This window comes from Bacteroides sp. An19 (assembly GCF_002160215.1).
Classification (GTDB): Bacteria; Bacteroidota; Bacteroidia; order Bacteroidales; family Bacteroidaceae; genus Phocaeicola; species Phocaeicola intestinalis.
This window is the reverse complement of the sequence record NZ_NFKD01000002.1, coordinates 140,744-158,144: the sequence shown is the minus strand read 5'-3', so window position 1 is coordinate 158,144 and position 17,401 is coordinate 140,744. Positions and strand designations below refer to the sequence as shown.

Below are 17,401 nucleotides of genomic sequence, written 5' to 3'. Positions count from 1 at the left end.
TGAACTGATTTTTCGGGCGCAAAGATAATAAAGTTTTTCCAATTATCAATTGTTAATTGTCAATTGAAAAAATCCATCTTTCGGGCACTCTCGCTTTCCGTTGCAAGCCGGTCTGCCTCAGCACCACCTGCCCCGCCTGCTTGCCTTCGGGCAAAACGATATCCGAAAGGCTCAACCTGCTTACGCGGTCGAACACAAATGCCGGACGGTAATCGTCCTCGCGCAAACGCAACGTAATGTCTTTCATGGTCAAACCGGACACGTGACGCACATAAAATCCCCACGCCGGCAATTCCTCGAACATGCTGAACTCGGGATAGCCGTCTACGTTTTCGGGCACATCCGCCAGCCGGCTCAACGAGATATACGCCATGCCTTTCGACGCGCGTCCCGGATAAACGATTTCGATATTCTCCAACGTCACATTCTCAACGTCATGTCCCGGTATGCCCGAAATGGAAGCAGGAAAAGGATTGTGGAAGAAAGGCAAGGCAGGACCGCGCAGGTCGTAATCGATATCCGGACGCCCGAAAGGAATCTCGGCATACAGGTTGCGGATGCTTACATTCCGCACATAGCCCGGCGCCTCGCCAGACCGGTGCCCCAAGCGAATGAAAATGGCATTGCCCGTATTGACAGCATGTATGTTGCTCACCCGGATATTCTCTATCGCCGCTCCGTCTACAGATTCAATGGCGATAGCCGAACGGTAGGTGTCCTTGACACGGATATCGTCTATCGTCACATTCTTGAAGCCTCCACCCGACTCAGTCCCGAACTTAATGGCGCTGGCACTGCTGATAATCCGGCAATGGGCAATAGACACACGGTCGTTGCACGCATCCCGGTTGTGCGACTTCAGGCAAATGCCGTCGTCCGCCGAATTTACATCACAATTGGCGATGCGCACGTCCTTGCAATCGCTGATGTCTATGCCGTCGTTGTTCCAATACGCCCGGTTTTCGATGTGCAGGCTATCCAGCGTCACATCGGTACACAACGAGAACGAAAGCCCCCATGCCGCACTGCTCCTGAAGCTGGCACGATGTATGCGCACATTCCGGCATCCCCTGACGAACAACAGCTTGGGACGTGTATTGGGACGCTTGCGATACGTATTGTAATGCGGGTCGACCAGCTCCCCCGTATGGTGCAGGCTATCAATGGTCAGAGCCAGTTCCCTGCCCTGCCCGTCTACGCATCCGCCTCCTGTAATGCCGATATTTTCAGCCCCGTCGGCATAAATCAGCGCCTGATCGAAATGGTCATTGTTCACCTTCAGTTCTTTTTCCGTACTGAACTTCGGATAATCGTAAGGCGAAGTGCTCCCCAGCAGCACAGCCCCCTCTTCCAGATACAGCGTCACGCCCGACTTCAGCCGCAAGCTTCCCGTCAGATAACGCCCTGCGGGGAAACGCAAAACCCCTCCTCCACGGGCATGAAGTCCGTCAATGGCACCTTGCAGGCTACCGGTGTTCAATGTCTTCCCGTCGCCTACGGCTCCATGACGGGTCACGTCAAGCTCCATAACGCCTGCCATGCCCGATAAAGCATACAAGAAACAAGCCGCAAAAAAGATGAGTTTATATTTCATAGCCAGTCTATTAAGTTCGTTTTGCAAAGATAAAAATAAAACATCATTCCAAGCCTACCCAATAAATAAAAAATAAATTGAATTCCGCAAACATCCCATGTAGGGGCGTATCGCATACGCCCGAATGCGTCCACTTATCCATACGGATGTTTTCCGGGCGTATACGTCTACCTATCCACGCGAATGTCTTTAGGGCGTATGCGATACGCCCCTACAGCAATTGGGCAAAATGCGGAATTCATTAAAAATAAACGAAACGGTAACTTATCAAACAGACAAGCCTGTATTTGCTTTTAAGCACTACTTCTTTTATGCAGTCAAATAAATAGATTTTATGGTTTCCATATCAAAACCGTATGGTTTCCATATCGAGAACGTACGGTTTCCATATCGAGAACGTACGGTTTTGAATTGGAAACCATAAAACTTACTGATATAAATTGCTATATTACCGCAAAAGCATTGGCATTACAACATACGCTTTCCGCAAATATGCTTTTTTCTATTTCCTCCACAGACTTTCGCCACTGTTCACTATTATTAACTATAAAGATTAGTTGAATAACTAAAACTTTTAGTTACTTTGCGGAAAACAAACGGAAATAGCATGAAAAGACTGACCGCAAAAGAAGAAGAAGTAATGGGATTTTTCTGGGAGAAAGGTCCTTTGTTCGTCAAGCAGCTGCTGGAGTTCTATTCCGAGCCGCGTCCGCACTTCAATACGCTTTCCACCATTGTGCGCGGACTGGAAGAGAAAGGCTATCTGGCGCATACGGCATTCGGCAATACGTACCAATACCGTGCCGCCGTGTCGAAAGACGAGTTCAAGCGCGGGACGCTGAAAAGCGTCATCAGCAAGTATTTCAACAATTCCTACTTAGGGGTGGTCTCTTCGCTGGTAAAGGAAGAGGAGATTTCGATAGAGGAGCTGAAAGAGCTTATCAAGCAAGTGGAGGAAGGGAAATAAGGTTGTGTTAGTTTTTGAGTTTTTTAGTTTTTGAGTTTTTTAGTTTGTCAGTTTGGAGTTATTGAATTACTAAAAGATAAACTCAAGAACTTAAAAACCAACAAACTTAAAAACTCAATATGAATGTCCTCATTTTGCCAAATTGCCTGTAGGGGCGTATCGCATACGCCCGAATGCATCAACTAATCCACGTGGATGTTTTTCAGGGCGTATGCGATACGCCCCTACATTGGCTATCTGCGGACATACTTAAAAACTTAAGAACTCAAAAACTTAAAAACTCAAAAAGATATGGGACTATTTTTTATCTATATACTGAAAGCATCGGTCTGCCTGGCTTTGTTCTACCTTTTTTATAAGGTATTGCTGAGCAAGGAAACGTTTCATCGGTTCAACCGGCTGGCATTGCTGGGCATATTGGTCTTGTCGTGCCTCCTGCCTGCGGTGAAGATTGCCATCAGCGAACCTACGGCATTGAACCAGACCGTATCGGACTTGGAAAGCCTGCTGATGCTGGCTGAACTTCGTGCAGGAACAGAAGCCGCGGAAACGGTTTCCCGGTTCGGATGGCAAGAAACAATGGTAAGCATTTACCTGATAGGAGCTTTCTGCTGCTGCATCAAGAGCCTTATCGGAATCGGGCGGATATGTACCGTCATCCGCAGGAACCGGAAAGAAAAGCTGGCAGACGGGAGCATCCTGGTACGTTATCCGGGGAAAATCGCCCCGTTCAGCTGGATGCATTACATCGTGATGCCGGACACAGACCTGCAAGAAGACAACAGGGCGATAGTGGCACACGAGCAAGCCCACATCCGCCTCCGGCACTCGTGGGACCTGCTGCTTGCCCAAGCGTGCATCGTTGTGCAATGGTTCAATCCGGCGGCATGGCTGGTGAAGCAAGAATTGCAGAACATCCACGAATACGAAGCCGACGAAGCCGTACTGGCATCCGGTGTCAACGCCAAGGAATATCAATTGTTATTAATAAAGAAAGCCGTTGGCTCAAGGCTCTACTCTCTCGCCAACAGCTTAAATCACAGTTCACTTAAAAAACGTATCACTATGATGATGAGAAAAAAATCGAACCCGTGGGCACGCGCCAAGTACCTCTACGTACTTCCGCTGGCTGCAGTAGCTGTAGCCGCTTTTGCCCGTCCCGAAATCTCGAAACCGCTGAATGAGATTTCACGTGTCAAAGTTACGGAATTTCCGGCAATATCCGATGCCGTAACAAGTGAAAGTATCGAAAAAGCCGATACACTTAAAGGAAAGCCCCAAACGATAGTCATCGTGGGGGACAAAAACAATCCGGACAATGAGGAAGAACCTTATACGGCGGTAGAACAGATGCCCCAATTCCCGGGCGGCATGAAAGCATTGATGGAGTATATCAGCACAAACCTGCGCTATCCTGAAGACGCCAAGCAGCAGAAGACGGAAGGAAGGGTCATCGCCCGTTTTACGGTAAAAAAAGACGGAAGCATCGGAGACGTGAATATCGTACGTGGCGTAAGCCCCAGCCTCGATGCCGAAGCCGTGCGGGTGCTTTCGGATATGCCCAAATGGGAACCGGGCATGCAGAACGGGAAAGCCGTAGCGACCCTCTATACGGTTCCGGTAATGTTCAAGCTGGATAAGGAAGGTGCAGCAAGCGATAGCACGATAATTTCTTTTGAACCGCAAGGTGTATTGATTCTCGTTGATGGGAAAGAATTCCCTACAAAAGACTTGTTCACGATTGACCCGAATACAGTTGAAAAAGTAGAAATCATAAAAGACCCTGAAAAGATTGCTCCCTACGGGGAAAAAGGTAAGAACGGCGTAATGCTGATTACGATTAAAAAGCATTAAATGAAGAATGAAGAATTAAGAATGAAGAACTCATCACGCTGGATGAAAATTCTTCATTCTTAATTCTTCATTCTTCATTAAAAAAAGCCTCATTTTTCCGCATCGAGCGACTTCAATGATTTCCCGTGTTCGCGCTCTTCCTTGCTTCCGGCATAAAGTCCATCGATGATACCGTCGGCAAGACCAATGGTTGGCACATAGATATATGAGGAGCCTAAGATATCGGCTATGGTCAGGAAGATGTTGCCTGCAGGCACGATAACATCTGCACGGTCGGGCTTCAGGCTAAACTTATCCATACGCTCTTCCACCGACAAGACACTCAATTCGTCGTACAAGCCACGCAGGGTTTCTACCGTCATCCGCTGGGCTTTCTTGTCTTTCTTCTCCGCCAGCCGGTAAAGCTTGTTGATGTTTCCTCCCGAACCGATGATGTTGGTATCGGGATATTGGCGGGCAAGTTCCGCCATATCCTCTTTCAGGCGCGTCCACTCGCTTTCCTTTACCGCCTTGTTCAGCAAACGCACGGTACCGATGTTGTACGAACGGCTGCACTGCAATTCTCCTTGCGAAAGCAGGTTGATTTCGGTCGAACCTCCCCCTACATCCACATACAGGTAATTGCCCGTGCGGTCTTTCATATATTCAATGTGGTTGTTATAGACGATTTGCGCCTCTTCCTGTCCGCCGATAATCTCAATGTGAATACCGGTTTTCTTCTCGATTTCCTTGATGATGTCCATACCGTTCTTGGCATCGCGCATTGCCGAAGTGGCACACGCGCGGTACTTCTGTACATCGTAAATCTTCATCAGATAGGCATACGATTTCATCAGGCGCATCATGTTCTTTTCACGCTTTTCCGAAATCTTTCCCTTGCCGAACACATCAAAACCCAGGCGGAGAGGCACACGCAGCAGCAATTCCTTCGTGAACTTCGCCTGTCCTTCATTTTCTTCAATCCGTTTCACCAGCAAACGGGCGGCATTCGAACCGATGTCGATTGCCGCATAATTCATCTCTGTCATTCTTCTTTCTCGTTTTTAGCTACATAGTAATTATACAATGCTTCTTGCGAACGGAAAGGTTGTTCGTCGACAATGGCGTGAAACTCATTATCGCCCGTACCATCGACAATACGTCCCTGAAGCGTATCCTTCAGTCCATACTCCACGATACGTTTCATTTCCTCTTTGATATCGGGGTCGTAAACAGGTGTCACCACTTCTACCCGATTATCCAGGTTACGGGGCATCCAGTCGGCCGAGCCGATGAACACTTTCTCCGTACCGCCCGCAGCGAATACAAAGATACGAGAATGTTCCAAATAACGGTCAATAATTGCGTTAATTCGTATATGATCACTCACTCCGGGCACATCGGTGACCAGCGAGCAATTGCCCCGCACCACCAAATCGATATCTACACCGGTTTGAGAAGCTTCATACAGTTTGTCCACCATCATAGGGTCGGTAATGTGATTGACCTTGATTTTGATATAAGCCGGCTTTCCCGCTTTCTTGTTCTTGATTTCATCACGAATCAAAGCGATGAACTTGTTTTTCATCTCATTGGGCGAAACCAGCAATTCCTTGAACTTAATTGGAACATACGGACGCTCGATAAAGTCGAATACGGCATTCACGTCCTTCACCAGCCTGGGCGAAGCCGTCATCAACATACAATCGGTGTACATACGGGCGTTACCCTCGTGGAAGTTTCCGGTGCTGATGCAAGCGATGTCCGGACCGGTCTTCATCCCGATGTGGGTAATCTTGGAATGCACTTTCAAGCCCTCCACACCAAAAATAACGCGGATACCCGCATCCTGCATCTTCTTCGACCAGTTGACATTGGAAGCCTCGTCAAAGCGTGCCAGCAACTCGATGACTACGGTCACCTTCTTTCCGTTGCGTGCGGCAGCTATCAACGCCTTTACCACTTTCGACTCTTTTGCCAGACGGTAAAGGGTAATCTTTACACTGGTCACCTGCTTGCTTACGGCAGCTTCCTGCAACACACGGATAAACGAATCAAAGCTATGATAAGGCACATGGATAAAACGGTCTTTCTTCTGTATTTTCTGAAGCAGGCTATCCGGACCGTCCAGGCTCTTACGCAAGATACAAGGCCATGCGGGATATTTCAGGTCGGCACGGTCGCAATCGGGAAAACGCATAAAATCCTTATGGTTCTGATAACGTCCGCTTGCCATCACCGTATCGTTCTTGTCCACATCCAGTTTTTTCAGCACGCGTTTCAGCAGGTCCTTCGGCATACTGCTATCGTAAAGCACACGCAAAGGCTCGCCGTGCTTACGGCTCTTCACCCCTTTCAATATCTTCTGCAAGGTACCGCTATTGGCATCGTTGTCGATTTCCATTTCCGCATCACGGGTAAACTTGTAAGTATAAGCCTCGAAATGAGTATATCCCAATCCCTCGAACACCAGAGGGAGGCAGCACCGGATCACATCGTCCAAATACATCAGATATCGCTTCTCGCCTTCGTTAGGAAGACGGACAAACCGCCCGCATACGCTTACCGGCAGTTCCAGGAATGCATAATCTGCCACTCGTGTGCTTTCCTCTTTGCTCACCTTTACGGCGAGGTAAATGTTTTCATCGTTTCCGAAATCGAGTGAACGCACCTCCGAAAACCAAATCGGAATAACCTGGCCGCTCAACTTCGACTTATAAAAAGAATATATGAATGCCTTCTGTTCGGGAGATATTTCGGTATCGGAAAGCAGGAAGATATTTTCTTTGCGCAACTCTTCGGTAATGCCTACCACAGCTTCGCCATACTCCTTCACATAACGCGAATTGAGGCGGGATATCTGCTTGATAAGTTTCTTAGCATGTTCGCTTTCCGAAGCCGCCGACTTATCCGCACATTCGGCTATCCGGCTCTGCGAAGCCATGCGCACACGGAAAAACTCATCCAGATTATTCGAATAAATGCCTAAGAAAGACATACGCTCCAACAAAGGCACATGCGGACGGCATGCTTCCTGCAGAATACGCCGATTAAAGAACATCCAACTAATATCCCGATCCAAATAGGGGAACTTCTTTTTCTTCTGTAACATAACTAAACATTTTTCTGCAAAGAAAGACAATTCTTGTTACATTACGATTGCAAAACCAAAAAGAATCCCTAAATAATTCTAATCAGCTCAAAAAAAAGGCGACAAGTCCTCACAAAGTCCTCACACATACTCCTCCACCATATACATTCCTTGCATGTAATCGTGCGAGATATGTTTTTCCAATTCGTTCAGGATGATGTAACGCGAAGAGCGCACCCATGTCCCGAACGTCGGGTCAGGCTGGTAAGTCCCAGCAAATGCCAACAGTTTGTCCAGGTTGAATCCTTCGTCTACAATCCCACTTCCGTCCAAAGTGGCATCGTACGCATTACACTCCTGCTCGATATGTGCCGGTACCATCAGGATAGGCTTACCCAGATACATCGCCTCGCATATCGACTCGAAACCTGCCGTACTGGCGTATGCCTTGCAACCTGCCATCTGGCGCAGGAACTCCCGGTCGTCCAACTGATAAAACGACAAGGTTTCGTCTATCTTTTTCACCGGTTCTTCTTCCCAATGGTCCCAAAAGAAGCGCAAAGGTACCTGAGGATGTTCTTCGTGCCAGCGGCGCACATAATCAGAAAATCCAGAATTGACCATATACCCGTGAATATAATCGCCTTTCACCGGCTCCTGCTCGAACACTTCCTGACGCAACAGGGGAGGAATGATGCTGATACGATGCTTCTCATCGTCTTTCATCGCACGAAACGAAAGTGCCAGCCTGCGCGATGCACCTAACGAAGTGAGACGGGTGAAGAGGTTCATCAGAAACGAACTGCACCGGTTCTTTCTAGGCATCCGGAAATCCTTATGCAGGAACAGATACTGATGTCCGATACATACCATCGGAACAGACGGGCGGAAGAAGAAATAAGTAAGCCCCGTCATCAGTTCGTAAAAATTGATGACCAGGTCGGCTCCCGTTTCACGGATACGCCGGTTGACGTAGCACATACTTTCATAGTATTCGGGCAATTTCAGCAAGCTGTACATAAAACTCCGGCTCAGATTGGCACGCCTGTTGGCGCGCGTAGGCAGAAAATTGGGGCTGATAATATGTTTGATAGGTGCCTGAATGTTCCGAATGAAAAACCCCGGCAAACGGCGTGACTCACTCTTGCCTACCAGCACTTCCACCACATCGTGGCCGTTCTCACGTAACAGTTTTTCCAGCGAAATCGCTTGGGTCAAGTGTCCCCTTCCCTCTCCTTGGACTACGAATAATACTCTCATGATGCTACAGGTATAATTGATAATACGGACTTTTTTTCTTCCATTTCCTTCTGTTTAACCATCTCCGTGTAATAAACCACATTCCAATTGCCTTCCTTGTCTTCGGTCAAGGCAGACATCGTCTCTACCCAGTCGCCCGAATTCAGGTAATGGATGCCATCTATCATCCGGTTCTCCGGATGGTGAATATGCCCGCAAATCACCCCATCGCATTTCCGGTTGCGTGCAAAATCCACCAGCACCGTTTCGAAATCGGATATATAATTCACGGCCTGCTTGACTTTTTGCTTGATAGCCTGCGACAACGAGTAATAAGGCTTACCCCGCCTGATGCGGTACTTATTGTAAAGACTGTTCATCTCCAGCAACAAGGTATAGCCGATGTCACCCAGCTTCGCCAGCCATTTCATCCCCGATGTCACTTTGTCGAACACATCCCCATGGGTTACGAAATAATGCTTGCCGTTGCTTTCCAGCACATAGTCTTTCACAAGGGTCAGGTTGGCAAACTGCAAGGGGATAAGACTCTCCAGAAAATCATCGTGATTGCCCCTCACATATACAATCTCCGTCCCCCAATTCTCCATCATCTTCATCAGAATCTTGAAAAAACGCGTATGTTCGGCTTTCCATTTCCGCACACCCGACTTCTGCAGACTCCAGCCATCGATAATATCGCCGTTCAGGATAAGACGGTCGCAATCTACCGCACTCAAAAAATCACTCACCTGATTCACTTTCGAATGAGAAGTACCCAAATGGATATCCGAAAGCACTACCGTACGGTAATGAGGTCTTATGTTCATCATATAGTCCGATTTAAATCAATACAAAGAAAGTACTTTTTTATTACAATCCAAAAGATAAAACTAAAATAATTTATCAACTTACATCTTCCAGCGTGTATATCAAGGATATTTCCCGGAAATATTCTTCGGCCACTTCCATCAGATTTTCAAGCGCGTCATCTTCTGTCTCGCCGTAAGCACAGCATTGGTCATAGTCTGACAGATAAGCATAATAACCGCCATCGGCTGTGCATTCCAACACATAATTTTCAGAAAAAGGAGTACCTATATTCATAATCGTCATTTTTTTAAACTTCCCAAAAGTCTCCTTTTCATATTACAATATGATGTATATGATGTTACTTTTCTGTTTATCCGATGAAGACATGCCATTTTTTCTGCCAATTATCGTATCTTTGCCTGCAGAAACACAAAAAATGACATGGAAATGAAAAAACTGATTATATTCGACCTTGACGGCACTTTACTCGACACCATAGCCGACCTGGCTGGAGCCACTAACCATGCACTTGCCACTTATGGTTATCCCATTCACGAGACAGACGCTTACCGGTTCTTCGTAGGCAACGGCATCAACAAACTTTTCGAACGGGCTTTACCCGAAACAGAACGAAACGAAACGAATATCATGAAAATCCGTTCCGTTTTTATACCTTATTATAATAAGCACAATGCCGACCTGAGCCTGCCATACGCAGGAATCACACACGTATTGGAAACTCTCCAGGCTAAAGGATGCCAGCTTGCCGTAGCATCGAACAAATACCAGGAAGCCACCACCAAGCTTATCACCCAATACTTCCCTACCCTCTCTTTTGTCCGTATTTTCGGACAACGGGAAGGCGTGCCGGCCAAACCCGACCCTGCCGTAGTATTCGAAATCATGCAGGCTGCAGGAGTATCTCCTCAAGACACAGCTTACATCGGAGATTCAGGCGTAGACATGCAGACGGGCATCAATGCCGGAACAGAAACCATTGGTGTAAGTTGGGGGTTCCGTCCGCGCACCGAACTGGAAGCCTACCATCCGGCATTCATCGCCGATACACCCGAAGAATTGCTGTCTTTTTTAGGTAACTAGGAACCAGTTGGCTAGGGACTAGGTTCTGAATACCTTAGTAAAACTATTTAAAACCTAGTACCTAGTCCCTAAAAGCTTAAATAGACAACTCGTCAAGCACCTGGATAAGCGACTTGTCGAGCGGCTTGTCTTTCTTGATGGCTTCCGAGAAAGGCACATACACCACCTTATCATTGCGGATACCTATCATCACGTTCCGCTGGTCTTCTTTCAGCGCCTCGATAGCACCTACCCCCAGGCGGCTTGCCAAAATACGGTCATACGCGCTCGGAGAACCTCCCCGCTGCAAGTGCCCCAAAATGGTGACACGCACGTCGTATTGCGGATATTCTTTCTTCACACGCTCGGCATAGTGCATGGCTCCTCCGTCCTTAGGCGATTCGGACACAATCACGATACTGCTGTTCTTCGACTTGCGGAAGCCGCGCCCGATAAACTGCTCCAGCTGGTCTACGTCGGTCTGGTCTTCCGGGATAATGGCAGCTTCGGCTCCCGAAGCTATCGCACTGTTCTGGGCAAGGAATCCGGCGTCACGCCCCATTACTTCCACAAAGAAGATGCGGTCGTGCGAAGTCGCGGTGTCACGTATCTTGTCCACACATTCCACGATGGTATTCAGTGCCGTGTCATAACCGATGGTCGAGTCGGTTCCGTACAAGTCATTGTCAATCGTTCCGGGCAAACCGATACACGGCACATTAAACTCTTGCGCAAAAGTCAGCGCACCCGTCAACGAACCGTTCCCGCCGATGACAATCAACGCATCGATGCCTGCCGCCACCATGTTATCATACGCCACCTTACGACCTTCCGGAGTCATGAAGTCCTTCGAACGTGCCGTTTTCAATATCGTACCTCCACGCTGGATAATGCTGCTCACATCCTGCGTGGTAAACTCCTTGATTTCATTCCGAATCAAACCTTCATAACCTCGGTAAATGCCTTTCACCGTATACCCGTTGAAAATAGCGCTGCGTGTCACCGCACGGATAGCCGCATTCATGCCCGAAGCATCACCTCCCGAAGTCAAGATTCCAATACATTTAATTTGTTTCATACCGTCTTATCTGTTAGTTAGTTAGTTAGTTAAATCTGATGCCTTCCCTTACGGAAATGCACCTCAAATGTAAGACATTCATAACGAAACGCGCAATCTGTAAGTATAAAATATTTAAAATGCCGTAAAATCACATCTCTTTCCCAAAAGCATTTTGAGCTTTCCGGGCTTTTCGTTATCTTCGCTTTTCAAAATTCACACTTTTCCGGATACCAAATCAAAGAAATCATCATCAAAACCATGAGCCGCACCCCCTCACACATCGAACGAGAGAAGCGCGTAGTAACGCAAATGATCAGGCTCTATTGCCGCCATAAAGAAGGAAACGCCACGCTCTGCCCCGCCTGCCAGGCACTTTTGGAATATGCCCATGCCCGCCTCTCGCATTGCCGCTACGGCGAACAGAAACCCACCTGCAAGCAATGCCCCATCCATTGTTACAGTCCCCGGATGCGCGGACAGATGCGAACCGTCATGCGCTACGCCGGACCAAGGATGTTACTTTATCACCCTGTTTCCGCACTTGTGCATTTATGGAAAGAACTTTTCTGAATAAGCAACTGTTTTGAATTTGTCGTACGATGATTTAGGATAAGTTTTTATGAATCCTACAAACATCCCATGTACTATGTAGGGACGGAGTCAGCCCTTACATGGCTATTGGGAAAAATGAGAATATTCATTAAATAAGTGCCCATTATTTGTTTCAATATTTTTAACATCTAAAGATGCATGATTTATGCTTACCTTGCATTTCATAGACAAAAGTAACACATTAGAACCTACGAATATGAATGCAATGAACAAATGGACCAAGACGTTACTGCTAGCCACAGCAATGGGCGGCACACTCGCTTTTTCATCGTGCCTGGACGATGATGACAATTACTACACAGCCTACAACGGTGCAATCGTTACTGCCAAAACAGATACCGACGGCACATTCTACCTGCAATTGGACGACAGCACAACCGTACTTCCGGTCAACATCGCTACATCTCCATTCGGCGACAAGGAAGTAAGAGCACTGATGAACTTTGATTTTTCGGAAGAATCTGCCGGCAAATACGACCAAGCCGTCACAGTCTATTGGATGGACAGTGTCTTGACCAAACCAATGGCAACCGATCTGGGAGAAAAAAATGACTCGGTGTACGGCACCGACCCTATCGAAATCGTACGCGATTGGGTGAACATAGCCGAAGACGGATACCTCACACTACATTTCAGGACGGTATTCGGCAACGTTGGAACCAAACACATGGTCAGCCTCCTGCCAACAAATAATCCAGAAAACCCGTATGAAGTGGAACTACGCCACAATGCATATGGGGACACTTACGGAGAACAAGGAGACGGAATGGTGGCATTCAAACTCGATGCACTGCCCGACACCCAAGGCAATACCGTCAAACTGAAACTGATCTGGCAATCATATAGCGGCGAGAAGTCGACTGAATTCGATTATCGCTCACGGGAAGAATAAAGACAAAGAGGGTAAGGAAGTCCCCCATTCCTTACCCGACATATTTTTTCACCTCTTCAACACATGAATTTCGCAGATTTTTGCCTAAATCTGTATAAGGAATATACCTCCTTGAAATCAAGAGAGTTAGAAGAATTAACTCGTTTTTGGGTAATAAGTTGGCAACCGTCCTGATTGCCGTGGTCTGCATCGCTTTGCTTGTTTAGGTAACTCTTACTGATGCAAAGTTATTATAATTTCGACATAAAAAATTTTTTAGGTGTAAATTATGAATTATGATATAGCCCTAATCACATTGTTTACACTTATAATAGTTGTAGGTTTAAATAATTTCTGTTACCTTTGTATTTATGGAATCTTTGTAAACTTCAAATGCTGATGTAAAAGCTAAAAGAGGTTTCAAAATAGCGATGAATGTATCACGAAAAATTAAACAATATGCAGTATAGAAAGTATTCATTATTATTTTTCTTTATGTATATTCCTCTTTGTCTATATGCTCAAGGACATTTTAAGGATTGCATTGGAAAGAATTATATATCAAAAAAAAGAAGCCTAATCTTTTCGGGAAAGACTGGAATAAACATAAAAAATTTAGAGGGAAATATTGATTTTGTTTGCATTGGAGAAAGTGAAGATATATATGGCAATAAATGTGGAGTTTTTCAAGCTGTTAGTGATTCTACATTGATTTTTCGTTCACCTGGGCATTTTAATAATTTCGATTATTTTATTTCAAAGGCAGAATATGATGATTTATGCAAAGAATATGGATTAAAATCCATGTCTCGTGCGTTAAATGGAGAAACTTTTAAAGGAATGCCTATTGCGCTTTTTATCATAGCTCGTGGAAATCCATCCTCAACGAGGAGAATTGAAACAAAATACGGCAATACAGAAATACTAGTCTATGAAATGACAGATGGATATACTTCGTACATATTTAAGAATGGCAAGTTGAGTGCTACTGACGAAAATTATTATTAATGCCAATCAAGGTTCCGTTGTCATATTTCATAAAGTTATAATATCGTTTAGAAACTTAATTTAATAGTTTCATCATTTTATGAAAGCAGTAAAAATATTGTTCTCTGAACGCTGATGTATATTGATTGGAAATATAGGTATGAATGAAATTTGGAATGAAATATGTTTTGAGTTGAGAACCTGCATTCAAAATAATGTCTTGGAAAAAGAATACGAGAATGCAGTTTGTAATTGTATGGTGCTTCTCGGTTGGAAAAAATATCGAGGAGAAATTATAACGCAATACCCTGTACAAGCTGGGCATGAGAACAAATATGCAGATATTGTGATTCTGCAAGACAATATTGAACAGTTCGTAATAGAAATCAAACGTCCTAATCACATATTACAAGAAGAAGATGAAAGGCAGTTGTTTTCTTACATGCGCCTATTAAAGCACCAAGTAATTTTCGGACTTTATATAGGCGATAAAATTTGTTTGTATTATGATGATATTGCTTCCCAGCAACTTCCAGAACAAGTTTTTTCTATTGACATAGAAGAAAACAATTCTGATGGTCTTAAGTTCGTGGAACTTTTTTCTAAGAATTCATTCAATGTGCAGACTGTGACAGATTTCTGCAAAGAGCAAAAAATGATATTTCAAAAACAAATACAAATACAGAATGAAGTTGCTCATATATTATCTGATACAAGCGGCCAGATTTTTAAGGAAGCGTTAAAGGGGAAATACCTAAGTGAAGGGCATTCTGAAGAGTGGATTGAGTCTGTACTCAACCAAATTGCATTGACTGTTTCATCATCGGTTAAAGAAAGACAAAGAACAGAGGTATTATTACCTATATCGACTGAAAAGCAAAGTCATTCTGAAACTAAAAATGATAGGGATTATACTAAATATAGCATTTCTGGTGGTGAACCATTAGCCAAGAATAGATTCGTATTGGCTGTTGTTCGAAAGTTTGTAAACGAACATCCTAACACTTATAGTGAATATGCAAAAATATTTAATGCGCTAAAGCCTGATGCGCAAGGTGTAATAAAAGAATTTGATTCTTTGCTTAGAAATCAAATTCGCAATTATTTTACAGGTGAAAACGAGTGTCTAATAAGTCAAGATGGAATAAAGTTTGTAGTTTGCAACCAATGGAAAATTCAAACCATACAACCAATTATTCGGTTCGCTAATTTACAAGGATATAACGTCATCGAATACAAATCTTAGGTGATGACAGCACGTTTTGGTCTGCCCAAAACACAAACTTGCTACCCTCCCGTTGGCATTGCTTACAATCCCAATCCTTTGTCTGTTCTGTGCGGTGCAACCGTCCTCCTAATGGACGAAAACAGTTTGTCGAATTGCTCCTTGAACCACTCGCCAATCAGTTGCCCATTGATGGCAAGCGCAAGTTTGGACCTGTCTTTCGGGTCTTTCACCACTTGGAATCCCGCCCTTTCGGTCTTGAACTTCCGCTTGTGTTCCTCCGAATAGAGTTCGCCCTCGTAGAACAGCGGCTTGCCGCTGATGAGCGTGGCGGTCTGCCGCTCATTGAAACCGATTTTAAGGCAGAAGCTCTCCATGTACACCAACTCTTGGAACAGCGGAAACCATTTCTTTGCTTTTTTGATAATGGATTTCAGGAATGACACTCCCTTTTGGTGTTCCGCTTCCTTGTCCGACATCTCCCTGCGGTGCTTGGCTTGCAGTTCCATCAGTTGCCGTTGGTGTTCCTCTTGCTGCCGCTGCATTTGCCGTTGCAACAGTTCGATGCTTTCGTCACGGGCTGCGACCTCATTTTGCAGGGTGCGGTTGTCGGCTTCAAGCTCTTTCAACTTGCCGCTGCCCAAAAGAGAACCGACCTTTGCCACGAGTGCCGCTTTCGCCTCGGTCTTGGCGGCTTCCAGCTTCTCCGACTTGATTTCTTTCCGCACTTCGTCAAGTTGTTGTTCAGCCTGCCGCTGTTCGGTTTGTAGTTGTTGCACATTGGCTTCAAGCTCTCCAGTCTGCCGTTTCAGGTCACGGTAGTATTGGGCGGTGGTGGTGTGCCGTGCCTCCGAACCCCGTATGCCACGCTTCAAGCCGTACTTCGCCATTGCTGCGGCGTAGCTGTCGTGGTAGGCGACAAGCCTTTCACGGGTCAAGAGGTCGTCGGCGCACAAGCGAACGGCGTTGGCTTTCTTGCGGTAGGTGCGTCTGCCGTCCGCTTGCTTCTTCTTGGCTTTCCTGCGCTCGCCCGTCACTATCGGCACGACCGTGGCATGGATGTGCGGCGTGTGTTCGTCCATGTGCAGCACTGCCGAAACGGTATTCTCCTTTCCGAACGTGCGGTGCAGCCATTGTAGGTTGTCATCACACCATTCGTCCAGTCTGCCCTCGTCCTGCACCCTCACCATGTCCTCATGCGTGCCCGAAAGCACAATGCGGATTGCCCGTACTTGGTCGGGCGTTATCTTCCGCTTGATGCCAGCCGTGCGGATGCGGTGGCTTATCGCTCCGGTGCGGTCTGCCACGCCGTCGGGGAATCGCACCAGCTCACGGTTGAGGTGGGTGCGTGTGGGGTCTGCGTTCTTGGGCGTTGTCTTGCGTTCGATGTGGTCGGATGCGCCCGTGTCAGCCGACCCTTTCGCCTTGTTGATTTGGATGCTGATATATCCCATGTTCGTTTCTTGTTTTTGAGGTTTTACAAACTTGTTTGTCGGTTCCGTCTGCCTGCGGTCATAACCGCACAGGGCAAACGGGGTGTCCAGCGGGGTGCAATCCTGCTGGCTCATTGGGGCATTTTTAGCATTAGCGTCAGCGGTGCGTGAAGAAAACGCCCTAATGAGCTATGGCTTTTTGCTTCCCAAAAGCCTGCGGCGGTGTCGGCGATGTTGCTCGTGGGTATCTTTCGCCTTTTTCTTTTTGCCAGCAGTATCGGCTTTCCCTTGTCGGTCGGCAGGACGGAAGTCCGTCCGACCAGCCTGCTGATGGCGGCGTTCACCCCCTGTCGCTTCCCCGGCGGACTTGTTGAGGGGTGAAAAAGCGTTGAATTGTTGATGTTTATAGATAATATATTGATATGCAACAAGATAAGTTCTAAACAATCTCTCAACAAAAGTGTATCGCCCAACAAACGGATGTGAAAAGAAAAAGCAAATCCGAAACGGTGTGCCGATGCTTCTTCTTTTCATCAGCCGTTGTGTGTTGTTGGCGGTTTGTTGAGGTTGTATGTTATTATATACCAATACTTTTCTAT

General features: G+C 46.2%; 16 protein-coding genes. 7 read left to right on the top strand and 9 right to left on the bottom strand.

The annotated features are described in order from the left end of the window. Positions 1-52: 52 nt before the first annotated feature. The gene (locus tag B5F25_RS01775) at positions 53-1,594 is read right to left on the bottom strand and encodes a glycoside hydrolase family 28 protein (protein WP_087247214.1); all 1,542 of its coding nucleotides are present in this window, start codon (positions 1,592-1,594) and stop codon (positions 53-55) included. A gap of 607 nt (positions 1,595-2,201) precedes the next feature. On the opposite strand from B5F25_RS01775, the gene B5F25_RS01770 reads away from it, so the two are divergent. Beyond that, entirely contained in the window at positions 2,202-2,561 is a 360-nt protein-coding gene (locus B5F25_RS01770) for a BlaI/MecI/CopY family transcriptional regulator (protein ID WP_087247212.1), read from the top strand. A gap of 291 nt (positions 2,562-2,852) precedes the next feature. Continuing rightward, the gene (locus B5F25_RS01765) at positions 2,853-4,415 is read left to right on the top strand and encodes a M56 family metallopeptidase (RefSeq protein WP_087247210.1); all 1,563 of its coding nucleotides are present in this window, start codon (positions 2,853-2,855) and stop codon (positions 4,413-4,415) included. Positions 4,416-4,504: 89 nt separating this feature from the next. On the opposite strand, the gene B5F25_RS01760 is transcribed toward B5F25_RS01765, so the two are convergent. The 5 genes from B5F25_RS01760 to B5F25_RS01740 all read right to left on the bottom strand — a co-directional run bounded on the left by B5F25_RS01760 (position 4,505) and on the right by B5F25_RS01740 (position 9,828). Then, positions 4,505-5,443, bottom strand: coding sequence for an exopolyphosphatase (locus B5F25_RS01760; protein ID WP_013619185.1), 939 nt, complete (start codon positions 5,441-5,443; stop codon positions 4,505-4,507). After that, positions 5,440-7,506, bottom strand: a complete 2,067-nt coding sequence (locus B5F25_RS01755) for an RNA degradosome polyphosphate kinase (RefSeq protein WP_087247208.1) — start codon at positions 7,504-7,506, stop codon at positions 5,440-5,442. Before B5F25_RS01755 ends, B5F25_RS01760 begins: the two co-directional genes overlap by 4 nt. Positions 7,507-7,626: 120 nt before the next feature. Continuing rightward, positions 7,627-8,745 (bottom strand): glycosyltransferase family protein, encoded by a 1,119-nt coding sequence (locus B5F25_RS01750; RefSeq protein WP_087211478.1) that lies wholly within the window; start codon positions 8,743-8,745, stop codon positions 7,627-7,629. Next, the gene (locus tag B5F25_RS01745) at positions 8,742-9,551 is read right to left on the bottom strand and encodes a UDP-2,3-diacylglucosamine diphosphatase (protein ID WP_087211515.1); all 810 of its coding nucleotides are present in this window, start codon (positions 9,549-9,551) and stop codon (positions 8,742-8,744) included. The genes B5F25_RS01750 and B5F25_RS01745 overlap by 4 nt, the downstream gene beginning before the upstream one ends. A 76-nt stretch (positions 9,552-9,627) precedes the next feature. After that, entirely contained in the window at positions 9,628-9,828 is a 201-nt protein-coding gene (locus B5F25_RS01740; protein WP_022039723.1) for a type II toxin-antitoxin system HicB family antitoxin, read from the bottom strand. Positions 9,829-9,981: 153 nt separating this feature from the next. On the opposite strand from B5F25_RS01740, the gene B5F25_RS01735 reads away from it, so the two are divergent. After that, complete coding sequence (locus B5F25_RS01735) at positions 9,982-10,635, top strand: HAD family hydrolase (RefSeq protein WP_022039722.1); 654 nt, start codon at positions 9,982-9,984, stop codon at positions 10,633-10,635. A gap of 76 nt (positions 10,636-10,711) precedes the next feature. Here the strand turns inward: B5F25_RS01735 and pfkA are convergent, their stop codons facing one another. Continuing rightward, positions 10,712-11,692, bottom strand: coding sequence for a 6-phosphofructokinase (gene pfkA / locus B5F25_RS01730; protein WP_013619179.1), 981 nt, complete (start codon positions 11,690-11,692; stop codon positions 10,712-10,714). A gap of 240 nt (positions 11,693-11,932) precedes the next feature. Here pfkA and B5F25_RS01725 point away from each other — a divergent pair, with 240 nt between their 5' ends. From B5F25_RS01725 to B5F25_RS01710, 4 genes are all read left to right on the top strand, one after another. Beyond that, positions 11,933-12,244, top strand: coding sequence for a nitrous oxide-stimulated promoter family protein (locus tag B5F25_RS01725; RefSeq protein ID WP_022039721.1), 312 nt, complete (start codon positions 11,933-11,935; stop codon positions 12,242-12,244). A 238-nt stretch (positions 12,245-12,482) separates the two neighbouring features. Further along, on the top strand, positions 12,483-13,178 hold the full coding sequence (locus B5F25_RS01720; protein ID WP_087247237.1) for a NigD-like protein: 696 nt from the start codon (positions 12,483-12,485) through the stop codon (positions 13,176-13,178). Between the two features lie 438 nt (positions 13,179-13,616). Then, positions 13,617-14,165 (top strand): hypothetical protein, encoded by a 549-nt coding sequence (locus B5F25_RS01715; protein ID WP_087247206.1) that lies wholly within the window; start codon positions 13,617-13,619, stop codon positions 14,163-14,165. Between the two features lie 139 nt (positions 14,166-14,304). Then, on the top strand, positions 14,305-15,390 hold the full coding sequence (locus B5F25_RS01710; protein WP_140406839.1) for a type I restriction enzyme HsdR N-terminal domain-containing protein: 1,086 nt from the start codon (positions 14,305-14,307) through the stop codon (positions 15,388-15,390). Between the two features lie 62 nt (positions 15,391-15,452). Here the strand turns inward: B5F25_RS01710 and mobV are convergent, their stop codons facing one another. Together mobV and B5F25_RS21020 are read right to left on the bottom strand one after the other, a co-directional pair. Then, positions 15,453-16,823: a MobV family relaxase gene (gene mobV, locus B5F25_RS01705; protein WP_087247235.1), complete on the bottom strand. Its 1,371-nt coding sequence runs from the start codon at positions 16,821-16,823 to the stop codon at positions 15,453-15,455. 168 nt (positions 16,824-16,991) lie between these two features. After that, positions 16,992-17,336 (bottom strand): hypothetical protein, encoded by a 345-nt coding sequence (locus B5F25_RS21020; protein ID WP_241148332.1) that lies wholly within the window; start codon positions 17,334-17,336, stop codon positions 16,992-16,994. Positions 17,337-17,401 lie beyond the last annotated feature (65 nt).